A 21,103-nucleotide genomic window follows, 5' to 3' on the forward strand; every position below is an offset into this window, starting at 1 on the left:
GCCGGGACTCCGCCGGGCGTTGTCTTCGCCGAGCCCCGTGATCACCGGCCGGGACGCTCGCGTGGTGGGTTCACCACCAAGCTGCACCTGGCCGCCGAGCAGGGCCAGGAGCCGATGGCGGTCGTGATCACGGCGGGCAGTGCGAGGACTCGCCGCAGTCGAACCTGTGCTGGAGAAGGTTCGCGTGCCCCGCACGGGGCCGGGCCCGGCACGCGTCCGCCCGAATCGAGTGCGCGCGGACAAGCGCTGAGCACGGCGCAGCCGGTCCCGGGCGCCCGCCGCTCGGGTCGGGCTCATGGGGAATCGGCCACTGTCGCCACGGGAACCGGGGGCGTCCGGGGTCACGCCGCGCCGCCTGCCCGGCCACCAAACCGCCCCTGCCCGGTTCGTCAGGCGTCCCAGGTGACCGGAAGGCTCTTCACGCCGTGGACGTCCGCGGTCTCCGGGCGCACGGCGACGTCCTCGGCCGGAACGGCCAGGCGCAGAGTGGGGAACCGCCGGAGCAGGGCGGAGAACGCGACCCGCATCTCGACGCGGGCCAGTTGCTGACCCAGGCACAGGTGGATGCCGTGGCCGAAGGCCAGGTGCCCGCCGTCCTGCCGGCGCAGGTCGAGCGCGTGGGGGTCGGTGAAGCGCTCGGGGTCGCGGTTGGCGGTGTGGTACGACAGCACGACCGTCGTCCCGGCCTCGATGGTGTGGCCGCCCAGCTCGACGTCCACCAGCGCCGTCCTCATGAAGCTCTTGGCGACGCTCAGATACCGCAGCAACTCCTCCACGGCCCGGTCGGTGAGGGCGGGATCGGCGCGGAGCGCGTCCAGTTGGTCCGGGTGCCGCAGCAGCGCGAAGGTGCCCAGCGCCAGCATGTTCGCGGTGGTGTCGACCCCGGCGGCCAGGAGGATCAGGCCGATCCCCATCAGTTCCTCGTCGGTCAGGTCGCCGGTGGTGAGTTCGCTCAGTACGTCGTCGGTGGGGTTCGCGCGCTTGGTGGCCACCAGCTCCGCGAGGTACTCCTGGGTCGCGGTGTAGGCCGCCAGCAGGTCCTCGTCGTTCGTCTCGCCGTTCATGAACGTGTCGATCTGCTCCTGGAAGGAGTCGCGGTCCTCGTACGGCACCCCCAGCAGCTCGCAGATGACGACGGTGGGAATGGGCTTGGCGAACGCGGTCACCAGGTCCGTCGGCGGCCCGGTCCTCTCCATGGCGTCGAGGCGGTCGGCGGTGATCTGCTCGACGCGCTCGGCGAGCAGGCGCATCCGCCGTGCGGTGAACCTGCCCACCAGGGGCTTCCGGTAGCGGCCGTGCCGCGGTTCGTCCATCAGGAGGAACTCGCCGGGCGGCGCCGGCGGGAGCTCGAAGTCGACGACGTTCAGAAGTTCCTTGCGCGAGCTGAACCGCGGGTCCGCCAGGACGGACCGGACCAGGTCGTATCCGGTGATCAGCCAGCCGGGTCTCCCGCCGGGGTGGGTGTAGCGGCTGACGGGGCCGTGCCGGCGGGCGTCGATCAGCTCGGCCGGCGGGGCGAAGGGGCAACCGGGCCGTCGCTCCGACGGCGGGGTCGCGACGGTGTGGACGGGTGCGGTCATGACCATTCCTCGGCTCCTTGCGCCACGTGTTTGACGCAACTGGAAAGCTACGTTGCGTTCAGGAAACGGTCAATCATGGAAATCGCGTATTCCCAAGTCAGCAGCGATAGGTTGATGCAATGGTGTCATGAGTGAAAGCAACGGAGCGTTGCAATGGAGGAAGGTGAAGGCAACGGCCGCCGGGACGCTCACCGGTGCGTGCGACCGGCGCCGGCGGCACCGTGCGCGGCGCCCCGACGACGTGCCGGACGCCGTGTCAGACGGCGGACCAGCCGTCGTCCACGGGGACGATCGCACCGTTGATGCCGCTCGCGGCCTCCGAGGCGAGGAACAGGACGACCGCCGCCTGCTCCTCCGGCCGTGACACCCGGCCGAGGTTGACGAAGTGCGGGGCGAGCGCCGAGGGGCCGTGCGCGGTCCCGTCGGCGTGCACCGCGATGCCCGTGGCGGTGGCGCCCGGACACACGGCGTTGGCGCGGATGCCGTTCCTGCGGTACGTCACCGCCAGCGACCTCGTCAGACCCACCAGGCCGTGCTTGGAGGCCGTGTACGCGGCCCCCGCCGCGCTGCCGCGCAGGCCGGCCTCGGACGCGACGTTGACGACGACGCCGTGCCCGGCGGCCAGCATGTGCGGCAGCACGGCACGGGTGAGCCGGAAGGGCGCGGTCAGGTTGACCCGGATGACGCGCTCCCACTCCGTGTCGTCCACGTCCCCCAACGCCGACATGCTGTCCATGATCCCGGCGTTGTTCACCAGGACGTCCACACCGCCGAAGCGCTCCACCGCCGTCTCCGTCACCCGGTCCACGACGGCCTGTTCGCTCACGTCCCCCGTGACGGCCGTCGCGGTGCCGCCCGCTCGCCGCACCTCCGCGACGACCGCGTCGGCCGCCACCTCGTTCAGGTCCGCCACGACGACCTGGTCGCCCCGCGCCGCGAAGGCCAGGGCGGTGGCGCGCCCGATGCCCGAACCCGCCCCGGTGACGATCACGCCGCGCCCGTTCGGCTCGCCGGTCATGAGTGCTCCGTCCGTCCAAGGGTGCCATCGCGCGTACGCCTGTCGTGCCGCGCCGGCACCCTACCCGTACGGACCGGACGAAAGGTTCGGTCCGGGGTCGAACCTCAAGGGGGTCCCTCAGACGGGATTCCGCGCCGCCGCCCGCCGCCGGCGCTTGCCCAGTGCTGCCTGGGAGAGGTCCTCGGCGGTGGACCGGAGGCTCTTGTAGCCGTAGCCGCGTTGCGTGAGCCAGGCCCTCGCGGCTCCTTCCGCCCGCTCCGTCGCCTCCAGGAGGTCCGCTTCCTCCTCCCCGCCGTCCAGGAAGCGGAAGGTGAAGGCGGGGCGGGCGGCGATGTCGTAGGTGAGATGCCCTTCGGGCGTGAACTCCGCGCACAGCATGTCGTGTTCGGCGGACCGGGCGTGGAGTTCGGCCCGCTGGTCGTCGCTGAGGCCGTCGAAGACTCCACGGACGGTGATACGGAACGTACGAGTGCTCATCTCGTGACGCTAGCCGCCGGACCGGGGCGGATCCACGTGTTTTTCGGCGCCCGCCGGCCCCGGCCCGCGCACCGCCCGTACGACGGCCGAGGTGCTGGACAACCGGCCGACATGATCCCGCATGTGACACCGCGTTCCGAAGGGCTGCCGGCCGCTCGGTGCCGTCGCCCGCACCGGCCTGGCCACCACGGCCGTCGCGGTCACCCTCATCGGCTCCATCGGCCCCACCGAGTACGGCACGGCGGAGCGCCGCATCACCGTGGCGGCCGGCGAGGAGTCACCCTCCGGGGCCCGGGCCCGGCCCTGCGGGGGCGAGCACTGGTACCCGGCCGGTGCGGAGCCGGACGCCCGTGTGCCGAGGGCGCGACCACGGTGACGCTGCCGCACTGCCCGCCGGCCCGCTGCGGCGGCGCCGGGGCCAGGACTCCGCCGCGCCCGTACCCACGGCGCACGCGGCGGAGGGGTCCGGCCTCGAACCGGCGTTCTTCCGGTACGAGATCACCGTTCGCCCAGTCCGCCCGGAACCACCAGGACGGGGCAGCCGCGTGCGCGCACCCGACAGGAACGGGCACGAGATGTCGGGTCCCGGTGGTGGTGCGCTGCCTAGCGTGGTGACCGCGAAGAGGAAGGGAACCAGGATGCTGGAGCGGCTGAACCGGGCCATGGAGCACATCGAGAGCAACCTCGACCGAACGGTCGACGTGGCCGTGCTCGCGCGCATCGCGGCCACGTCGGACTACCACCTGCGCCGGATGTTCTCGGCGCTCGCGGGCATGCCGCTGTCGGAGTACGTCCGGCGCCGGCGGCTCACCGTCGCGGGTGCCGAGGTGCTCGCGGGCCACGAGTCACTGCTGGACATCGCGGTGCGTTACGGCTACGGCTCGGGCGAGGCGTTCGCACGGGCGTTCCGCGCCATGCACGGTGTCGGCCCGGGCGAGGCCCGGCGTACCGGCGCGGTGCTCGTCTCCCAGCCCCGGTTGGCCTTCCGCCTCACCGTCGAAGGGAGCAGGAGTATGCGCTACCGCACAAGTGACCGTCCGGCCTTCACCGTGGTCGGGTACAAGGCCAGGGTGCCCTTGGTGCACACGGGGCCCAACCAGGCGATCATCGATTTCGTCCGGGGGATCGAACCGCCGGTCCTGGAGCGCCTGGAGAAGTTGTCGGACGAGGAGCCCCACGGCATCGTCGCGGTCTGCGACGACCTGGACCCGAGCCGCGCCGAGGGCACCGAACTCGACTACTACCACGGGGTGATCACGTCCGCGCCCACCCCGGAGGGCGCCACGGCCCTGTCCGTGCCGGCCGGTACGTGGGCGGTCTTCACCGCCTCCGGACCGGTGCCGGAGGCGATCCAGGAGCTGTGGCGCGACGTCTTCGTGGAGTGGTTCCCCTCCAACCCGTACCGCAGCCGCCCCGGCCCGGAAATCCTGCGTACCCGCCTGTCGGCGGACCGGGCCGAGGGCGAGGCCGAGCTGTGGCTCCCGGTGGAGCGCGAGGGCGGCTGAGCGGCACGACCGGTCGACCGGACGCGGCGCACGAGCGGCGCGCCCGGTCGACCGCACCGCCGCACACTTCGTCGGTCGTATGGCTGTACGCGCCCCCTCGTACCGGTGTACGGTCTCGGGCCGATGGGTCTTGGGAGCGCTCCCATCTCGCTGTGTCCGCTCGCACGAGGAGGAACGCTGTGAAACGCATCCTGGCCCTACTGGCGACCTGCGCGACGGCCCTGGGCCTCACCGCGGTGGCCGGTCCGCAGGCCGTGGCCGGTTCCCGGGCGGTGGCCGCCGCCGGCTGCAAGGTCGACTACACCGTCACCAGTCAGTGGCAGGGCGGCTACCAGGCCGCGGTGAAGATCACCAACCTGGGCGCTCCGGTCACCGGGTGGACGCTCGCGTTCGCCCTGCCGGACGCCGGGCAGAAGATCGTCCAGGGCTGGAACGCCACCTGGTCGCAGTCCGGTTCCACGGCCACCGCCACCAACGTCGACTGGAACCGCACGCTGGTCACCGGCGCGGCGACCGACCTGGGCTTCGTGGGCTCCTTCGCGGGCGCCAATCCGAAGCCCACGGCTTTCACACTCAACGGCGTCGCCTGCACCGGCTCCGTCGACGAGGAGCCCCCGCCGCCGGTACCGGGCGGCGGCACCCCCGTCGGTATCAACGGACAGCTCCACGTGTGCGGCGTCCATCTGTGCAACCAGTACAACCGGCCCATCCAGCTTCGGGGCATGAGCACCCACGGCATCCAGTGGTTCGGCAAGTGCTACAACACCGCGTCCGCGGACGCGCTGGCGAAGGACTGGAAGTCGGACCTGCTGCGCATCGCCATGTACGTGCAGGAGGGCGGGTACGAGACCGACCCGGCGGGCTTCACCAGCCGTGTGAACGGCCTCGTCGACCTGGCGGAGGCGCGGGGCATGTACGCCATGATCGACTTCCACACCCTGACGCCGGGCGACCCGAACCACAACCTCGACCGCGCCAAGACGTTCTTCGCGTCCGTCGCCGCCCGCAACGCCGGCAAGAAGAACGTGATCTACGAGATCGCCAACGAGCCCAACGGCGTGAGCTGGACGGCCATCAAGAACTACGCCGAGCAGGTCATCCCGGTGATCCGCGCCGCCGACCCGGACGCTGTGATCATCGTCGGCACCCGTGGCTGGTCCTCGCTCGGTGTCTCGGACGGCTCCAACGAGAGCGAGGTCGTCAACAACCCGGTCAACGCCACCAACATCATGTACGCGTTCCACTTCTACGCCGCGAGCCACAAGGACACCTACCGCGCCACCCTGAGCCGCGCGGCGACGCGACTCCCGCTCTTCGTCACCGAGTTCGGCACGGTGAGCGCCACCGGCGGTGGCGCGATGGACCGGGCGAGCACCACGGCGTGGCTGGACCTGCTCGATCAGCTGAAGATCGGTTACGCGAACTGGACCTACTCCGACGCCAATGAGAGCAGCGCGGCCTTCAGGCCCGGTACGTGCGACGGCGGCGACTACAGCAGCAGTGGCGTGCTGACCGAGTCCGGGGCGCTGCTCAAGAGCCGGATCAGCACCCCCGACGCCTTCCCCACCGGCTGACCCGGACGGGGCTCCGGCGGGCCGGAGCCCCGCCCCCCGGGCCGTCCCCCGGCCGTCACCGGGCGGGGGCGGCGCGGGGCGACGTGCGACTCACGGGCGGCGGGCCGCCCACACGGTGCGTTCGGTGCGGACCGCGAGGTCGCCGCGGCGCAGGACGCCGCGCGGGTTCTCGGGGTCGAGCAACTGGTCGAGTGCGGCGAGGTCCTCGGCGGTGAGGGCGTGGGCGGCGGCGTCGCGCAGGCGCCGCAGACCGCTGAGCGCGTACGGGCCGACCGCCGCGCTGTCGGAGCCGCCGACGTCCACGGTGATCACGCGCTCGCCCTCGACGGTGAACCCCGCGGCGGTCAGTTCGGGGCCCCAGTCGGCGCCGCGGTGCGGCACGTGCTCGGTGTGGTGCCGGGCGAGGGCGGTGTGGCAGCGCTCTTCGAGACCGGGTCGCCCTTCCGGGGCGTCGTCGGGCAGGAAGCGCGGGAAGCCGGCCGGCTCGACGACGGCGAACAGGCCGCCGGGCGCGATCAGTTCGCGGACCTCGCGCAGTACGCGGCCGGGGTCGGCCATGTGGTGCAGCGATGCCGACGCCCACACCAGTTCGGGCCGGCCGAGCTCGGGCCAGTCGGCGTCGAGGTCGGCCCGCACGGTGCGCACCCGGTCGGCGAGCCCGAGGGCCTCGGCCCGCTCCCGCAGGCGGTCCAGATGGCCGGCCGACGCGTCCACGGCGGTCACCTCCGCGCCGGGGAAGCGCGACAGCAGCGCGAACGTGCCGGCCCCGGTCCCGCACCCCAGGTCGGTGATGTGGCGGGGGCCCTTGCCGACCGGCAGCCACGCGATGACGGACGCGAGGTGCTCGGCGGTCACCTCCGCTTCGAGGTCGAGGAGCTCGGCCTGGTCGCCGGAGTCGTGTACGTGCCGGGTGGCCGCGTGCGCGCCACCGGGTGCCGGGCGCGGGGCGGTGTGGGCAGTGGCGGCCGGGCGCGGGGGAGTGTGGGTCATGACGGCCACGCTAGGAGCGCCGGGCCGCAGCGGCGTCACGGTTCCCGGGATGCGCAAGACGACGGCCGGTTCTGCTGCCGGAGGCGCAAGCGGCAGCCGGGAGGAGCGCGGCGCCCCGGGCCCGGTCCCGGCTCAGTCGTCGTCGCCGCGCTGGTGGCCCCGGCGGGCGTCGCGGTCGAAGATGCCGAGCACCTCGCAGGGCCCGCCCTCGGCCCCGATGGCGTGCGGCAGCATCGTGGGGAACTCCGCCGCCTGGTTCGTCTCCACCCGGATGCGCCGGTTGCCCAGGAGCAGGACCGCGGTGCCGGACAGGACGACCAGCCACTCGCGGCCCGGATGGGCGCGCATCCGGGCGGGGTTGTCGGGCGGCGGGTCCGTCATCCGCTGACGTACGACACTCAGGCCCGGATCCGCCCTGACCGGCCAGCGCATGAGGCCGTGCGCCGCGTCGATCATCGGGCTGATGAGGACGTCGTCGGCCGCCGTCTCCACGAGCTGGTCCAGGGAGGTGTCCAGGGCCCGGGCGAGGGTCACGAGCTGGTCCAGGGCCAGCCGGCGCCGGCCGTTCTCGATGCGGCTGAGCGTGGACTGGCTGACCCGGGCCCGGGTGGCCAGCTCCTCGAGCGACCAGCCCTGCGCCACGCGCAGGGCCCGGATCCGCTTGCGTACCAGGCTGTCCAGATCGTCATCGTCTTGCGTCATGGGCAACATCGTATGCCCGTAGAGCAAGGCGCGCCTATCGTCGGCGGTACGCCCCCGGAATCGCCGGGGGGCCGTGCGAATCCGCGTGGACCCGCGGGACCCGCGTGAGGAAAGGATGCGACGCCATGTCTGTGACCACCGCGACCACAGCCGCGTATGCGACCGACGAACTGCCGGACGGCACCGTCGACGCCGTCGTGATCGGCGGCGGCGCCGCGGGCTTGAGCGGCGCGCTGATGCTCGCCCGCTCCCGCCGTTCCGTCGTCGTGATCGACAGCGGTACCCCGCGCAACGCCCCGGCCGAAGGCGTGCGCGGTCTGCTCGGCCTGGACGGCACCCCGCCGGCCGAACTGCTGCGCAAGGGCCGCGAAGAGGTACGCCGGTACGGCGGCCTGGCCGTGACCGGGAAAGTGATCTCCGCCGCCCCGGCGGACCCTTCCGCCGAGGGTGATCCGCGTTTCCGGGTCACCCTCGCCGACGGCAGCACCCTCGGAGCGCGTCGCCTGCTCGTCGCCACCGGGCTGCGCGATGTCCTGCCCGAGGTGCCCGGGCTCGCCGAGCACTGGGGGCGCGGGGTGGTGCACTGCCCCTACTGCCACGGATGGGAGGTACGCGACGAGCCCGTCGGAATCCTGGCCGTGGGACCCGCCTCGCTCCACCACGCCCTGCTCTTCCGCCAGTTGACCGACGACCTCGTCTACTTCACCCGCGGTACGGCACTCGACGCGGGCGCCCGCGAACGGTTCGCCGCCCGGGGCGTCCGGGTCGTCGACACCCCGGTGGCGGAGGTGGTGACCGGCGGGAACGGCGCCGTCGCGGGCGTACGCCTCGGTGACGGGCGCCTCGTGGAGCGCAGGGTCCTCGCGGTCGCGACCACCCTGCGGGCCCGCACCGAGGGCCTGGGCGGGCTGGGGCTCACCGTGGAGGAGCTGCCCGGCGGGCTGGGGTGCCGCATCGCCTCCGGGGCGGCGGGTTCGACCGGGGTGCCGGGGGTGTGGGTGGCCGGCAACGCCACCGACCCGACCGCCCAGGTCGGCGCCTCCGCCGCGGCCGGCGCCCTGGCGGGCGCCCGCGTGAACGCCGACCTGGCCGCCGCCGACACCGAGGCGGCCCTCGCCGCCGCGCGGCGCGCCGACGCCCCCGTCTGAGACCCGCGCCGGGCCCGCCCCACGGGGGTGCCGCTCAGGCCCGCCCTCTTCGGCGGGGTGCCGCTCAGGCCGGCGTCTCCGGGGCGATCTCCTCGATCAGGCTCTCGACGAGCCTCCTGATGTCGTCCCGGATCGGCCGTACGGCCTCGACGCCCTGACCGGCCGGGTCCTCCAGCCGCCAGTCCAGGTAGCGCTTGCCGGGGAAGACCGGACAGGTGTCGCCGCAACCCATGGTGACGCACACGTCCGACGCCCTGACCGCGTCGACCGTCAGCACCTTGGGCAGCTCGGCGGAGATGTCGATGCCCACCTCGCGCATCGCCTCGACCGCGGCCGGGTTGACCCGGTCGGCCGGGGCGGAGCCGGCGGAGCGCACCTCGACGCGGTCCCCGGCCAGGTGGGTCAGCCACGCGGCGGCCATCTGCGAGCGGCCGGCGTTGTGGACGCAGACGAACAGGACGGAGGGCTTCCGGGGCATCGAGGTCTCTCCTGGTCTCACGGCTGGTCGCGGCGGGTTGAAGCGAGGATGGAGCGCGCGCGGTGCATCAGGGCGGACTGATATCAGCACCCGGTGGTGTCAGCTGCGGCTGATGTGAAAGTATCAGTCCATGATGACGTCGGTCGACACCGAACTGATCCGGGTCCTCGCCGACCCCCTCAGGCTCCGGATCGTCACCCTGCTCGCCAGGGAGACGCTCTGCACCACCCACCTGGTGGAGGAGACCGGCGCGCGTCAGACGAACCTGTCCAACCATCTGAAGGTGCTGCGCGAGGCGGGGGTGGTGGAGACCGAGCCGTGCGGCCGGTTCACCTACTACAGGCTGCGGCCCGACGTCATCGCCCGGCTCGCCGGCCGGTTCGCCGAGCTGGCCGAGTCCGCCCGCGGCGCCGCTGACAACAAGAGGGCCTGCCCGTGACCCGTACCGGAACGCCCGTGACCGCCGAGGACCCGTCGGTCGTCGCGAGGCTCTCGACGCTCGACCGCTTCCTCGCCGCGTGGATCCTGCTCGCCATGGCCCTCGGGCTCGGGCTCGGGCGGCTGGTCCCCGGTCTCGGTGGCGCCCTGGCGAAGGTCGAGATCGGCGGCATCTCGCTGCCGATCGCGGTCGGCCTGCTGGTCATGATGTACCCGGTCCTCGCCAAGGTCCGGTACGACCGGCTCGACGCCGTCAGCGGTGACAAGAAGCTGATGGTCTCGTCCCTGGTCATCAACTGGGTCCTCGGCCCGGCGGTGATGTTCGCGCTGGCGTGGATCTTCCTGCCCGACCTGCCCGAGTACCGCACCGGCCTGATCATCGTCGGCCTGGCCCGCTGCATCGCCATGGTCATCATCTGGAACGACCTGGCGTGCGGCGACCGGGAGGCCGCCGCGGTCCTCGTCGCGCTCAACTCGGTCTTCCAGGTCCTCGCCTTCGGCGTGCTCGGCTGGTTCTACCTCGACCTCCTGCCCGGATGGCTCGGCCTGGGCACGGGTGAGCCGCTCGACATCCCGATGGGGCGGATCGCGCTCAACGTCGTCGTCTTCCTCGGCGTCCCGTTGCTCGCCGGCTTCCTGACCCGCCGCATCGGCGAGAAGAGGCTCGGCCGCGCCGGCTACGAGGGCCGCTTCCTGCCGAAGATCGGCCCCTGGGCGCTCCACGGCCTGCTCTTCACGATCGTGATCCTGTTCGCCCTTCAGGGGAGAACCATCACCTCGCGGCCGCTCGACGTCGCCCGCATCGCGATCCCCCTGCTGGTCTACTTCGGCGTCATGTGGTTCGGCGCCTTCCTGCTGGGCAAGCTCATCGGCCTCGCCTACGACCGCACCGCGACCCTGGCCTTCACCGCCGCCGGCAACAACTTCGAGCTGGCCATCGCCGTCGCCATCGGAACCTTCGGCGTGACCTCCGGGCAGGCCCTCTCCGGAGTCGTCGGCCCCCTGATCGAGGTGCCGGTGCTGGTGGCCCTCGTGTACGTCTCGCTCGCCTGGCGCAAGAGGTTCCGGGTGGCCTAGAGCCCCCCGGCCGTACCAGCGCCTCGCTCAGGCGGCGTACCGCCCCAGGATGTGTCCCATCGCGGCGAGCACGGACGGCTCCACGCGGTAGTAGACCCAGGTGCCGCGGCGCTCGGAGGTGAGGAGCCCCGCCTCCTTGAGCTTCTTCAGGTGATGGCTGACGGTCGGCTGCGAGACCCCGACGTCGGAGATGTCGCACACGCACGCCTCACCCCCCTCGTGCGAGGCGACCGCGGAGAAGAGCCGCAGCCGCACCGGGTCGCCCAGGGCCTTGAACATGGCGGCCGTGCGGACGGCCTCCTCGGCCGTCAACGGGCGTTCGGTCAGCGGTGGGCAGCACGGGGTGACGTCCGGGACCAGGACCGGCGGCGGGCTGAAATTCGACATGCGTCTATGTTGGCACACATCGAACCACTATTTCGATGGCGATCTATGTTGACGTTTGTCGAATCAACCTGCCATGCTGAAGGCGTGCAATCCATCGACAGATGTCGAATCAAGGGAGTCATCATGTCCGCGCCGCCCAGCGGAACCGCCGGCAGCACCGACACCACCGACGCGTCCGCCACCGTGTTCTCCGCTCTCCCGATCGTGGTCATCGGCGCCGGGCCGGTCGGCCTGGCCGCCGCCGCCCAGCTCGTCCAGCGGGGCCTGGATCCGCTGGTGCTGGAGGCCGGCCCTTCGGCGGGCACGGCGGTGCGCGAGTGGAGCCACGTCCGGCTGTTCTCCCCCTGGGGCGAACTCGTCGACCCGGCGGCGGAGAAGCTGCTGGCCCCCACCGGCTGGACGGCTCCCGACGCGGCGGCCTGCCCCACGGGCGGCGACTGGGTCGAGCGGTACCTCCAGCCGCTCGCCGGAGTCCTCGGCGAGCGTGTCCGCTTCGGCGCCCGGGTCACGGGCGTCTCCCGCCTCGGCCGGGACCGCGTCGTGGACGCCGACCGGGACGCCCAGCCGTTCACCGTGCACGTGAGGTACGCCGACGGCGCCGAGGAGCGGCTCACGGCGCGGGCCGTGATCGACGCCTCCGGCACCTGGTCCACCCCCGGCCCCCTCGGCGGCGACGGCCTGCCCGCCCTCGGCGAACACGCGGCCGCCGACCGCGTCGCCTACCGCGTCCCCGACCTCGCGGACCCCGCCGTCCGCTCCCGCCACGCCGGCCGGCGCACCGCCGTCGTCGGCTCCGGCGCCTCCGCCTTCACCGCCCTCGCCGGGCTCGCCGGTCTGGCCGCGTCGGCGGACGGCGCCGGCACCCACACCACCTGGATCCTGCGCCGGGGCATCGGCGGCTCCACCTTCGGCGGTGGCGAGGCCGACCAGTTGCCGGCCCGCGGCGCCCTCGGCCTCGCGGCCAAGGCGGCCGTGGAGAACGGTCACGCGGCCACCGTCACCGGCTTCCGTACGACCGCCGTCGAGCGCGACGGCGAGCGGCTGGTCCTGGTCGCCGAGGACGGGCGCCGCCTCGACCCGGTCGACGAGGTCGTCGTCCTGACCGGCCTGCGCCCCGACCTGTCCTTCCTGTCCGAGCTCCGCCTCGGCCTCGACGACCGGCTCCAGGCACCGCTGGGCCTGGCACCCCTCATCGACCCCAACGTCCACTCCTGCGGCACGGTATACCCGCACGGCGTGAACGAACTGGCCCACCCCGAGAAGGACGTGTACCTGGTCGGCATGAAGAGTTACGGCCGCGCCCCGACCTTCCTCGCGATGACCGGCTACGAGCAGGTCCGCTCCATCGCCGCCGCCCTCGCCGGCGACCGGGAGGCCGCCGAGCGCGTCGAGCTGACACTGCCCGAGACGGGGGTGTGCGGCGGCGCCGGCCTCTTCGACGAGCCGGAGGCCGCCGACGAGCCGGCCGGCGGCTGCTGCGCCGCCCCGTCCACCCTCCGGATCGGTTCCGGAGCGCCCGCCCCCTCGGAGGGCTGCTGACAACGGGCTGACAGCGGCCGGGGGCCGCGGCGGCGCTCACCGGCGGTGGGCGCCGCCGGTCAGTGACCGGTCAGCTCGCCGGTGAGCCGGCCGTGCAGGTCCGCGCTCGGGCGGTTCAGGCCGGTGATCCTGACGGTCTTGCCGCGCTGGGCGTACTTGGTCTGGACGACGTCGAGAGCGGCGACGGACGAGACGTCCCAGACGTGCGCCGCGCTCAGGTCGATGACGACGTCCTCGGGGTCGCCCGCGTAGTCGAACCGGCCGGCGAGGTCGTTGGAGGATGCGAAGAACAGCTCGCCGGTGACCCGGTAGACGACGCCGGTGCCGTCGGGGGGCGGCGACGGCCGTGACGTCGGTGAGGTGCGCGACGCGCTTGGCGAAGACGACCATGGCGGTGACGGAGCCGACGACGACGCCGACGGCGAGGTTGTGGGTGGCCACGACGCAGACGACGGTGATCACCATGACGCCGATCTCCCCGGCCGGCATGCGCCTGAGGGTCTTCGGGGCGATGGAGTGCCAGTCGAAGGTCGCGACCGACACCATGATCATGACGGCGACCAGAGCGGCCATGGGGATGTCGGAGACGACCGGCCCGAAGACGATGCACAGCACCATCAGGAAGGCGCCGGCCAGGAAGGTCGACACGCGGGTACGCGCGCCGGAGACCTTCACGTTGATCATCGTCTGGCCGATCATGGCGCAGCCGCCCATGCCACCGAAGAAGCCCGTGACGATGTTCGCGATGCCCTGCCCGATGGACTCGCGCCTCTTGTCGGAGTTCGTGTCGGTGATGTCGTCGACCAGCTTGGCGGTCATCAGCGACTCCATCAGCCCGACCAGCGCCATCGCGACCGCGTACGGGGCGATCGTCGTCAGGGTCTCCATCGTGAACGGCACGTCGGGCAGCCCCGGCACCGGCAGCGAGGAGGGCAGAGCGCCCCTGTCGCCGACGGTCGGCACCGCGACGGCCGCCCCGACCGTGATCACGGTCAGGATCACGATCGACACCAGCGGCGCCGGGATCACGGTGGTGACCTTCGGGAAGAACACCATCAGTGCCAGGCCGGCCACGATGAGCGGGTACACGGCCCACGGCACGTTCCACATCTCCGGCAGCTGGGCCATGAAGATGAGCACGGCGAGGGAGTTCACGAAGCCGACCATCACCGAGCGGGGGACGAACCGCATCAGCCGTGCCACCCCGAGCGCACCCAGGACGACCTGGAGGACCCCGGCGAGGATGACCGCCGCGATCAGGTGGCCGAGCCCGTGCTCCCGGTTGAGCGGCGCGATCACCAGGGCCACCGCGCCGGTCGCGGCGGAGATCATCGCCCGCCGTCCGCCGACGATCGCGATGGTCACGGCCATCGTGAACGAGGCGAACAGGCCGAGCGCCGGATCGACCCCGGCGATGATCGAGAACGAGATCGCTTCGGGGATCAGCGCGAGGGCGACGACCAGTCCGGCCAGCACCTCGGTGCGCCACACCTTCGGGTCACGCAGCCAGTCGGGCTTCAGCCCGCGCAGGCGCGCGGCCGGGGACACAGCGGCAACAGCAGAGGACAAGAGACGTGCACCTGTCGGGCTCGGGCACACCCCGTCGGCAGGCCGGGGCGGGCGGGAGGACACGGCGGTACCGGGTCGGCACGCCGTGGAGGGCCCCGTGAGGGACGGAGCCGGAAAGGAGGGGGAGCGACGGCCGCGCGAACGGGCGGGGCGGCTCACATACCGGGGCGAGGCGTCACGGCGGGCAGGCGGCGGCGCCGGACGTCACGAACGTACGCACGCTTCTCTCCCGCATCGATCGGATCCTCCCCAGGGGCCTTGTCGGCCCCCGCAACCCTACCGAACACCGCGTGGGGGAGCGGCGGAGGCGTCCGGACCGGACGGACCGGCGCACTCTCGCGGTGCCGCGCCGCCGTCGTACTCTCGGGAGAGTGCTCGGACGGGGAGTGTGACGGCCTCCGCCCGGGCACACGGTCGCGCCCGGGCACACGGCCGGCGGGGCGCTGGCGGACATACCGGGTGCCCGGCACGCCTCTCAGCCGGACGGCACGGTTCAGGGCGTCTCGGTCCCGGGCGCCTCTGACGCCCCCGGCGCCGGGAGACGTACGGCGAGGAGGGCCACGTCGTCGTCGTTGTCGACCGGGCGGGCCCGTTCCATGAGCAGGTCGCTGAACGACTCCAGCGGCCGGTGCGCCAGGGACGCGGCGTGCCGGCGCAGCCGCTCCATTCCGTGGTCGATGGGGCGCCGGGGCGACTCGACCAGGCCGTCGGTGTAGAGCACGAGGGTGGACTGCGGCGGCAGGACGCTCGTGGCGTTGCTCCGCCGGACGCCGGCCTCGGTGCCGAGCAGGAGACCGTGCCCATCGGTGAGGTAGCGGGCCTGGCCGTCGCGGGTCACCAGCAGGGGCGGCGGGTGACCCGCGTTCGTCCACTGCCACTGCCACCGGCCACCGCTGACCCGTTCCAGCCGGCCCAGGATCATGGTGGCCATGCCGACCTCCGCGATGTGCGGCAGGGCCCGGTCGAAGCGGCTGACGATGGCGCCGGGCGGATCCTGCTGGGACCACGCGTAGGCGCGGAGGATGTTGCGGAGCTGTGCCATGCCCGCCGCGGCGTCCAGATCGTGTCCCACGACATCGCCGATCACCAGGGCGAGGGCGTGGTCGGGCAGATGGAAGGCGTCGTACCAGTCGCCGCCGACCTGGGAGGCGTGCGGCGCGGGCAGGTAGCGCGCGGTCATCTGGAGGCCGGGCACGTGGGGCATCTGGGGCAGGAGATGACGCTGCATGGTCTCGGCGACCTTGCGCTGGCGCTGGTAGAGGCGGGCGTTGTCCAGGGCCAGTCCGGCGCGGCGGGTGATGTCCTCCACCAGCGGGATCTCGGCCGTGGTGAAGGCCTCGGGCCGCTTGGACCTGCCGAGGGTGAGCGCTCCGAGAACCTCCCGCAGGCCCCGGATGGGCGCGATGACGGCCGAGTGGATGCCGGTCGCGTCGAACAGGTTGCGCTGCTCCAGGGCGATGCCGGAGTCCGGCGGCCCCTGGTACGTCTGCGGGGTCGCCAGAGTGGATCCGGCGCCGCGCAGAGCCCGGGACAGCGGCAGCGGTGAGGCCGGGAGCACCGGAGGCATGGCTCCCTGCAAGTCGTCGCGGCGGACGATCCGGCCGTCGTCGACGCAGGCCACGACGGCGCGCGACACCTCGTCGTTCTCGGTGATCAGGTCGATGACGGCCCAGTCCGCCAGCAGGGGGACCACCAGCCGCACCAGCCGGTCCAGCGCCTCCCCGACATCCAGGGTGGCGGTCAGCTGCGTGGTGGTCTCGGCCAGCAGGGCCAGCCGCTCCAGCTCCGGGAGCAGCCCCGCCTCGATGGCCGGCTCGGCCGGGTTCGCGCCGGACGGATCGTACTCGTGGAACGTCACCAGGGCGCCGGTGTCGCCACGTCCGATGCGGAGGGGCGCGACCAGCCATGACATGGCCAGCAGCGACCCGTCCCCGCGCTGGAAGTAGCCCAGGTCCTCCTGCCGGGCCCGGCCGGCGACGAAGGCCTCCATCATCGGGCAGCGGCTGCGTGGCAGGTACCTGCCGTGGGCGTCCCGGTGCAGGAAGTCGTGCGCGTCCTGGCCGAGGAGGCCGTCCGCGTCGTGGCCGAGCAGGGCCTCCGCCTGAGCGTTCACCGCGACGATGCAGCCGTCCGCGTCGACCGCGTACGCGCCGAGGCCCAGCCGGTCCAGCGCGTCGCTCAGGAGGCGCCGCACAGCGCCGGCCCTCTTGGCGGCCTCCGCAGGCCGGGAGGGATCAGTCATCGTCCACACCTCAATCCCACAGCCCCCCCATTGTGCACGTGCCCGCCCGGCCCCCCACTCCCGGGAGTGGGGGGCCGGGCGGGCACGTGCGTGTTCTACGGAGATCCTCGGGCCGTCACCCGGGTCGCTACACGCCGAGGAGGGAGTCGTCCTCGGGGCGCGCGCCGGGCAGCTGGTGGCGCGCCGCTATGAGCGCGGCGGTGACGTCGCACGTGCCGGTGGAGACGCACAGCGTGTAGGAAACGTCCTGGAGCCGCTGCTGCACCTCCGGCGTGCTCTCTTCGGCATGGAGGGCGGTCAGCACCTCGTACTCTTCGATGAGCTTGGCCAGGACAGCCGGGTGAGCCATCAGCACAACGAGTCCCTTTCCCCAGGTACATCGGGCGCCACGCACGCCCTTCGCTACGGCTCGTGCCCTCGTCGCCCCGGTTCATGCCGGCGTCGCGGCCCGGTGTTCGGGACATGGCCGAAACACGCCCCCGTCCGCGCCTCGCGACGGGGGGAAGTCTGTTGGTGTGCCGCGATGTCGCGCACCCGGAAGCACGCTCCCGCGGTGCTGCGCGACCCGTGCTCCCTCGTCGTCAGGAACCGGAAGCGGGCACCGCGGCACATCTGACGGGTGTCCCGGAGCGACGCGCTCAAACCCGTACGCGCTCATAGGAGCAGCATCAGGCTCAATGGATAGCCTGATCGCAGGTTCCGTACGACAAGGAGGATCGCCCGCATGATCGAGGAAAGTCACGTCCATGAGCTGCTGGGAACGTCCGAGGACGACGCGGCGCTGGTCCTGATGGAGGGACGGGCCCAGGTGGTCGGTCCGGCCGGACTGGCGTCGGAGTCGTACCGCGGCGCCGTCGTGCTGATGACCCGCGCCGATCTGGTCGACCGGCTCGGCACCGCGGACCCGTCGGAGGACCGGGTGCGCACCCTCGCGGCGGCCCTGGCGACGATGGCCCGCGAACTGGGTGCCTGACCGGCGTTCGCATGCGGGCGGGCATGAGGGGAACCCGTGCCGTCCGGCCCGCCCCGGCGTGAACGCGCGCGGTGCGGGAGCGCCTGTCGGCACAGGAGGAGTCATGGGAGAGCCCGGAAGACGAGACCAGGACAAGTCGCCGCTGGAGCGTGTCACCGGCGAGAACGACGTGCACCCGGAGGAGGAGCGGGCGGCGGACGACGCCCGGCGCCGGGGTGGCGAGGCATCCGGTGGCGGCAAGCGGGAAGCGACCGACGAGGAGGACCGGCCGCCGAGCTGACCCGCGGCCGCCGAGGGGCGGTGCGTGGCGGTGCCGGACGCACCGCCACACCCGCCCCGTACTCCCCGGCCTCGGCCGCCCGTACGGGGGAGGGCGGATTGAACAGGCCCCACAGGGGAACCTGGCGGCCTGCCGGCTGACGACTGTCGGCGATCGACCACGGACGAGCGACTGGTGACGGAGAGAGTGCGCATGGGCGAGCAAGAGGACGAGCGGGTGACCGGCGGCGAGGCCGACGAACGCCCGATGAGCGGCTACACGGTGGCTCTGGCGACGTATGCCGCGTACGCCGGCGGGTGGGCCGCCCTGATCCGGCGCCGCGGACGCCTGCCCGAGCGGCACGACGCGAGCGACATCGCCCTGACGGCGATCGCGGCCTTCAGGGTCAGCCGGCTCCTGACGAAGGGCGCGGTCACCAGCCCGCTGCGGAAACCCTTCACCACCTACGAAGGCGCCCAGGGGCCCGCGGAGGTCAGCGAGCGCCCCCGCCATGGCCTGCGGCACGCCGCGGGCGAGCTGCTCACCTGCCCCTTCTGCATGAGCATGTGGGTGACCACGGCCCTGACCGCGGGACGCTGCGTATGGCCGCGGGCGACGCGCACCGCCGTTGCCGTCATGGCGTCCGTCGCCGGGGCGGACGCGCTGCAACTCGCGTACAGCGGCCTCATGGACAGGGTGACGCGGGGGGAATGACGCCCCGCGGGGAGCGAGTCGACCGGATTAGGGCGGCAAAGCCCGGGGCCGAGCCCCTGCTTGCCGCCCTTTCCCCATCGCACCCGGAATACCGGGCGCCGGGCGGGGACGGTCACCGCATCGGGTAAGTCGCATGAAACGTCTTATTCGCTCGGTGACCGTTCCCGCCGCCGACGCGCCATTCCGCCCAGTAGCGTCTGCTCCGACTCTTCCATGCGTTCGCGGCGAGCGCGTCCATGTCCACATTCCTGGGGTTCTCATGGCCACGACCACCGAGCCGACCACACTCGTTCCCGTCAAGAGGCGAGGGGTGGGACGTATTGCCGTCGACTGGCTGACCACCACGGACCACAAGAAGATCGGTCACCTGTATCTGATCACGTCGTTCGCGTTCTTCCTCCTCGGCGGTCTGCTGGCGATGATGCTGCGCGCCGAGCTGGCGAGGCCGGGCCTGCAGATCGTCTCCACCGAGCAGTTCAACCAGGCCTTCACCATGCACGGCACGATCATGCTGCTGCTGTTCGCGACACCGACCTTCGCCGGATTCGCCAACGCCATCATGCCGCTGCAGATCGGCTCCCCCGACGTGGCCTTTCCGCGCCTGAACATGCTCTCGTACTGGCTGTTCCTCTTCGGTGGTCTCATCGTCGTCGCCAGCCTCCTCCAGCCGCAGGGCGCCGCGGACTTCGGCTGGACCGCGTACACGCCGCTCAGCCGGGAGGAGCGCTCGCCCAGCCCGGGATCGGACATGTGGATCATGGGTCTGGCCCTGTCGGGCTTCGGCACGATCCTCGGCGCGGTCAACTTCATCACCACCATCATCTGCATGCGCGCGCCGGGCATGACGATGTTCCGGATGCCCATCTTCACCTGGAACGTGCTGCTGACCTCGATCCTGGTACTGCTGGCCTTCCCGGTCCTGGCCGCGGCCCTGCTGGTGCTGGAGTCCGACCGGCGCTTCGGCTCCCACGTCTTCGCGCCCGAGAACGGCGGGGCGATGCTGTGGCAGCACCTGTTCTGGTTCTTCGGCCATCCCGAGGTGTACATCCTGGCGCTGCCGTTCTTCGGTGTCGTCAGCGAGATCTTCCCGGTCTTCTCCCGCAAACCGCTGTTCGGCTACATCGGTCTGGTGGGCGCCACCATCGCCATCACCGGCCTTTCGGTGACGGTATGGGCCCACCACATGTTCGCCACCGGCGCGGTGCTGCTGCCGTTCTTCTCCTTCATGACGTTCCTCATCGCCGTGCCCACGGGTGTGAAGTTCTTCAACTGGATCGGCACCATGTGGAAGGGATCCCTCAGCTTCGAGACACCCATGCTGTGGGCCGTCGGATTTCTCGTCACCTTTCTCTTCGGCGGGCTGACCGGTGTCATCCTGGGCTCACCGCCCATGGACCTCCACGTGACCGACAGCTATTTCGTCGTCGCCCATTTCCACTACGTGCTCTTCGGCACGATCGTCTTCGCGATGTTCGCCGGATTCCACTTCTGGTGGCCCAAGATGACCGGCACCATGCTCGACGAACGCCTCGGGAAGATCCACTTCTGGACCCTCTTCGTGGGCTTCCACACGACCTTCCTGGTGCAGCACTGGCTCGGCGCGGAAGGCATGCCGCGGCGCTACGCCGACTACCTCGCCGCCGACGGGTTCACCGCCCTCAACACCGTCTCGTCCATCGGCTCGTTCCTGCTCGGCCTGTCCACCCTGCCGTTCCTCTACAACGTGTACAAGACGGCCATGAGCGGCAAGCGGGTCGACGTCGACGACCCGTGGGGGTACGGCCGGTCCCTGGAGTGGGCGACCTCCTGCCCGCCGCCCCGCCACAACTTCCTCACCCTGCCGAAGATCCGCTCCGAGTCCCCGGCGTTCGACCTCCACCACCCGGCCATCAGCGAGTACGACAGCGCGGTGAGCCACGGCCGCCGTGACGTCTTCGAACCGGGCAAAGGAGCAGCACCCCTCACCGGGAAGGGCGAGGAATGAGGCCCGCCGGGTCCCCGGCGGACCGGGAGCTGGCCGCAGCCGTCAACGAGGTCGAGGGATACCTGATCTACCAGCAGGAACTCCGGACGGCCCGCGGCGAGGCGGAGGCGTTCGCGCGCCGCATGCCCTGGCTGACCGCAGGACAGCGGGAGGAGGTCGCCCGCCTGTACGCCGAGGACCGCGTCGAACTGTCCAAGACGGTCCTGCGCGGCATCGCCACTCGCTGCGAGGAACTGCGGGCCGAGTACTCGGCACGGTACGAGCGGCTCAAGCTGCGCCTGGTCCTCCTCGGCGTGGTGGCGGCGGTCGTCACCTGGACCGTCGTGTTCGCCGGGGCATGGCTGACGCGGTGACCGCTTCCTAATGTTGTTGTCAAGCGGTTGCGGCCACGGGGGGTGTGACCTCGTAGCACCGCCGGTCACGGATCAGGGCCCACAGGACGTTGACGC

Annotated in this window: 20 protein-coding genes and 1 pseudogene; 11 read left to right on the forward strand and 10 right to left on the reverse strand. The window is 72.1% G+C overall.

Going from position 1 to position 21,103, the window contains the following annotated elements:
- Positions 1 to 389: 389 nt before the first annotated feature.
- The 3 genes from AC07DW_RS22820 to AC07DW_RS22830 form a co-directional block, all read right to left on the reverse strand.
- A complete protein-coding gene (locus AC07DW_RS22820) occupies positions 390 to 1,580 on the reverse strand; it encodes a cytochrome P450 (protein WP_478859515.1) in 1,191 nt (396 codons plus the stop codon).
- Between the two features lie 256 nt (positions 1,581 to 1,836).
- Positions 1,837 to 2,598 carry an SDR family NAD(P)-dependent oxidoreductase gene (locus tag AC07DW_RS22825; RefSeq protein ID WP_478859516.1) on the reverse strand — a complete coding sequence of 254 codons (762 nt, stop codon included), beginning with the start codon at positions 2,596 to 2,598 and terminating at the stop codon, positions 1,837 to 1,839.
- A 117-nt stretch (positions 2,599 to 2,715) separates the two neighbouring features.
- Entirely contained in the window at positions 2,716 to 3,075 is a 360-nt protein-coding gene (locus tag AC07DW_RS22830; protein ID WP_478859517.1) for a DUF6204 family protein, read from the reverse strand.
- A gap of 638 nt (positions 3,076 to 3,713) precedes the next feature.
- Between AC07DW_RS22830 and AC07DW_RS22835 the strand changes: the two genes are divergently transcribed.
- On the forward strand, positions 3,714 to 4,580 hold the full coding sequence (locus AC07DW_RS22835; protein ID WP_478859518.1) for an AraC family transcriptional regulator: 867 nt from the start codon (positions 3,714 to 3,716) through the stop codon (positions 4,578 to 4,580).
- 179 nt (positions 4,581 to 4,759) lie between these two features.
- On the forward strand, positions 4,760 to 6,154 hold the full coding sequence (locus AC07DW_RS22840) for a cellulase family glycosylhydrolase (protein ID WP_478859519.1): 1,395 nt from the start codon (positions 4,760 to 4,762) through the stop codon (positions 6,152 to 6,154).
- Between the two features lie 90 nt (positions 6,155 to 6,244).
- On the opposite strand, the gene AC07DW_RS22845 is transcribed toward AC07DW_RS22840, so the two are convergent.
- Both AC07DW_RS22845 and AC07DW_RS22850 read right to left on the reverse strand, forming a co-directional pair.
- Entirely contained in the window at positions 6,245 to 7,144 is a 900-nt protein-coding gene (locus AC07DW_RS22845) for a class I SAM-dependent methyltransferase (protein WP_478859520.1), read from the reverse strand.
- A 132-nt stretch (positions 7,145 to 7,276) separates the two neighbouring features.
- Positions 7,277 to 7,846: a helix-turn-helix domain-containing protein gene (locus AC07DW_RS22850; RefSeq protein ID WP_478859521.1), complete on the reverse strand. Its 570-nt coding sequence runs from the start codon at positions 7,844 to 7,846 to the stop codon at positions 7,277 to 7,279.
- Between the two features lie 125 nt (positions 7,847 to 7,971).
- On the opposite strand from AC07DW_RS22850, the gene AC07DW_RS22855 reads away from it, so the two are divergent.
- On the forward strand, positions 7,972 to 8,994 hold the full coding sequence (locus tag AC07DW_RS22855) for an NAD(P)/FAD-dependent oxidoreductase (protein WP_478859522.1): 1,023 nt from the start codon (positions 7,972 to 7,974) through the stop codon (positions 8,992 to 8,994).
- A gap of 64 nt (positions 8,995 to 9,058) precedes the next feature.
- Here AC07DW_RS22855 and AC07DW_RS22860 read toward each other — a convergent pair whose 3' ends face one another.
- A complete protein-coding gene (locus AC07DW_RS22860) occupies positions 9,059 to 9,472 on the reverse strand; it encodes an arsenate reductase ArsC (protein WP_478859523.1) in 414 nt (137 codons plus the stop codon).
- A 130-nt stretch (positions 9,473 to 9,602) separates the two neighbouring features.
- On the opposite strand from AC07DW_RS22860, the gene AC07DW_RS22865 reads away from it, so the two are divergent.
- Both AC07DW_RS22865 and arsB read left to right on the forward strand, forming a co-directional pair.
- A complete protein-coding gene (locus AC07DW_RS22865; protein WP_478859524.1) occupies positions 9,603 to 9,911 on the forward strand; it encodes an ArsR/SmtB family transcription factor in 309 nt (102 codons plus the stop codon).
- Positions 9,908 to 10,987 (forward strand): ACR3 family arsenite efflux transporter, encoded by a 1,080-nt coding sequence (gene arsB / locus AC07DW_RS22870; RefSeq protein WP_478859525.1) that lies wholly within the window; start codon positions 9,908 to 9,910, stop codon positions 10,985 to 10,987. Before AC07DW_RS22865 ends, arsB begins: the two co-directional genes overlap by 4 nt.
- A 27-nt stretch (positions 10,988 to 11,014) precedes the next feature.
- On the opposite strand, the gene AC07DW_RS22875 is transcribed toward arsB, so the two are convergent.
- A complete protein-coding gene (locus AC07DW_RS22875) occupies positions 11,015 to 11,374 on the reverse strand; it encodes an ArsR/SmtB family transcription factor (RefSeq protein ID WP_478859526.1) in 360 nt (119 codons plus the stop codon).
- A gap of 123 nt (positions 11,375 to 11,497) precedes the next feature.
- Here AC07DW_RS22875 and AC07DW_RS22880 point away from each other — a divergent pair, with 123 nt between their 5' ends.
- A complete protein-coding gene (locus AC07DW_RS22880; RefSeq protein WP_478859527.1) occupies positions 11,498 to 12,913 on the forward strand; it encodes an FAD-dependent oxidoreductase in 1,416 nt (471 codons plus the stop codon).
- Positions 12,914 to 12,972: 59 nt separating this feature from the next.
- On the opposite strand, the pseudogene AC07DW_RS22885 reads toward AC07DW_RS22880, so the two are convergent.
- The 3 genes and pseudogenes from AC07DW_RS22885 to AC07DW_RS22895 all read right to left on the reverse strand — a co-directional run bounded on the left by AC07DW_RS22885 (position 12,973) and on the right by AC07DW_RS22895 (position 17,079).
- Positions 12,973 to 14,461 (reverse strand): annotated as a pseudogene (locus AC07DW_RS22885) (SulP family inorganic anion transporter).
- Positions 14,462 to 14,975: 514 nt separating this feature from the next.
- Positions 14,976 to 16,724 (reverse strand): PP2C family protein-serine/threonine phosphatase, encoded by a 1,749-nt coding sequence (locus tag AC07DW_RS22890; protein WP_478859528.1) that lies wholly within the window; start codon positions 16,722 to 16,724, stop codon positions 14,976 to 14,978.
- 127 nt (positions 16,725 to 16,851) lie between these two features.
- The gene (locus tag AC07DW_RS22895) at positions 16,852 to 17,079 is read right to left on the reverse strand and encodes a DUF5133 domain-containing protein (protein ID WP_478859529.1); all 228 of its coding nucleotides are present in this window, start codon (positions 17,077 to 17,079) and stop codon (positions 16,852 to 16,854) included.
- A 369-nt stretch (positions 17,080 to 17,448) separates the two neighbouring features.
- On the opposite strand from AC07DW_RS22895, the gene AC07DW_RS22900 reads away from it, so the two are divergent.
- The 5 genes from AC07DW_RS22900 (at position 17,449) to AC07DW_RS22920 (ending at position 21,007) form a co-directional block, all read left to right on the forward strand.
- On the forward strand, positions 17,449 to 17,697 hold the full coding sequence (locus AC07DW_RS22900; RefSeq protein ID WP_478859530.1) for a hypothetical protein: 249 nt from the start codon (positions 17,449 to 17,451) through the stop codon (positions 17,695 to 17,697).
- A gap of 103 nt (positions 17,698 to 17,800) precedes the next feature.
- Complete coding sequence (locus AC07DW_RS22905; protein WP_478859531.1) at positions 17,801 to 17,977, forward strand: hypothetical protein; 177 nt, start codon at positions 17,801 to 17,803, stop codon at positions 17,975 to 17,977.
- Positions 17,978 to 18,169: 192 nt separating this feature from the next.
- The gene (locus AC07DW_RS22910) at positions 18,170 to 18,670 is read left to right on the forward strand and encodes a DUF1360 domain-containing protein (RefSeq protein ID WP_478859532.1); all 501 of its coding nucleotides are present in this window, start codon (positions 18,170 to 18,172) and stop codon (positions 18,668 to 18,670) included.
- A 259-nt stretch (positions 18,671 to 18,929) separates the two neighbouring features.
- Positions 18,930 to 20,654 (forward strand): aa3-type cytochrome oxidase subunit I, encoded by a 1,725-nt coding sequence (ctaD, locus tag AC07DW_RS22915; RefSeq protein WP_478859533.1) that lies wholly within the window; start codon positions 18,930 to 18,932, stop codon positions 20,652 to 20,654.
- Entirely contained in the window at positions 20,651 to 21,007 is a 357-nt protein-coding gene (locus AC07DW_RS22920) for a hypothetical protein (RefSeq protein ID WP_478859534.1), read from the forward strand. Before ctaD ends, AC07DW_RS22920 begins: the two co-directional genes overlap by 4 nt.
- The last annotated feature ends 96 nt before the right edge of the window (positions 21,008 to 21,103 follow it).

The sequence above is a fragment of the Streptomyces sp. NPDC045701 genome, from assembly GCF_056432045.1.

Coding starts and splice junctions, on each gene's coding strand:
- AC07DW_RS22820 (WP_478859515.1), bottom strand. CDS start 1,580: ATGACCGCACCCGTCCACACCGTCGCGACCCCGCCGTCGGAGCGACGG.
- AC07DW_RS22825 (WP_478859516.1), bottom strand. CDS start 2,598: ATGACCGGCGAGCCGAACGGGCGCGGCGTGATCGTCACCGGGGCGGGT.
- AC07DW_RS22830 (WP_478859517.1), bottom strand. CDS start 3,075: ATGAGCACTCGTACGTTCCGTATCACCGTCCGTGGAGTCTTCGACGGC.
- AC07DW_RS22835 (WP_478859518.1), top strand. CDS start 3,714: ATGCTGGAGCGGCTGAACCGGGCCATGGAGCACATCGAGAGCAACCTC.
- AC07DW_RS22845 (WP_478859520.1), bottom strand. CDS start 7,144: ATGACCCACACTCCCCCGCGCCCGGCCGCCACTGCCCACACCGCCCCG.
- AC07DW_RS22850 (WP_478859521.1), bottom strand. CDS start 7,846: ATGACGCAAGACGATGACGATCTGGACAGCCTGGTACGCAAGCGGATC.
- AC07DW_RS22855 (WP_478859522.1), top strand. CDS start 7,972: ATGTCTGTGACCACCGCGACCACAGCCGCGTATGCGACCGACGAACTG.
- AC07DW_RS22860 (WP_478859523.1), bottom strand. CDS start 9,472: ATGCCCCGGAAGCCCTCCGTCCTGTTCGTCTGCGTCCACAACGCCGGC.
- AC07DW_RS22865 (WP_478859524.1), top strand. CDS start 9,603: ATGATGACGTCGGTCGACACCGAACTGATCCGGGTCCTCGCCGACCCC.
- AC07DW_RS22875 (WP_478859526.1), bottom strand. CDS start 11,374: ATGTCGAATTTCAGCCCGCCGCCGGTCCTGGTCCCGGACGTCACCCCG.
- AC07DW_RS22880 (WP_478859527.1), top strand. CDS start 11,498: ATGTCCGCGCCGCCCAGCGGAACCGCCGGCAGCACCGACACCACCGAC.
- AC07DW_RS22890 (WP_478859528.1), bottom strand. CDS start 16,724: ATGACTGATCCCTCCCGGCCTGCGGAGGCCGCCAAGAGGGCCGGCGCT.
- AC07DW_RS22900 (WP_478859530.1), top strand. CDS start 17,449: ATGATCGAGGAAAGTCACGTCCATGAGCTGCTGGGAACGTCCGAGGAC.
- AC07DW_RS22905 (WP_478859531.1), top strand. CDS start 17,801: ATGGGAGAGCCCGGAAGACGAGACCAGGACAAGTCGCCGCTGGAGCGT.
- AC07DW_RS22910 (WP_478859532.1), top strand. CDS start 18,170: ATGGGCGAGCAAGAGGACGAGCGGGTGACCGGCGGCGAGGCCGACGAA.
- ctaD (WP_478859533.1), top strand. CDS start 18,930: ATGGCCACGACCACCGAGCCGACCACACTCGTTCCCGTCAAGAGGCGA.
- AC07DW_RS22920 (WP_478859534.1), top strand. CDS start 20,651: ATGAGGCCCGCCGGGTCCCCGGCGGACCGGGAGCTGGCCGCAGCCGTC.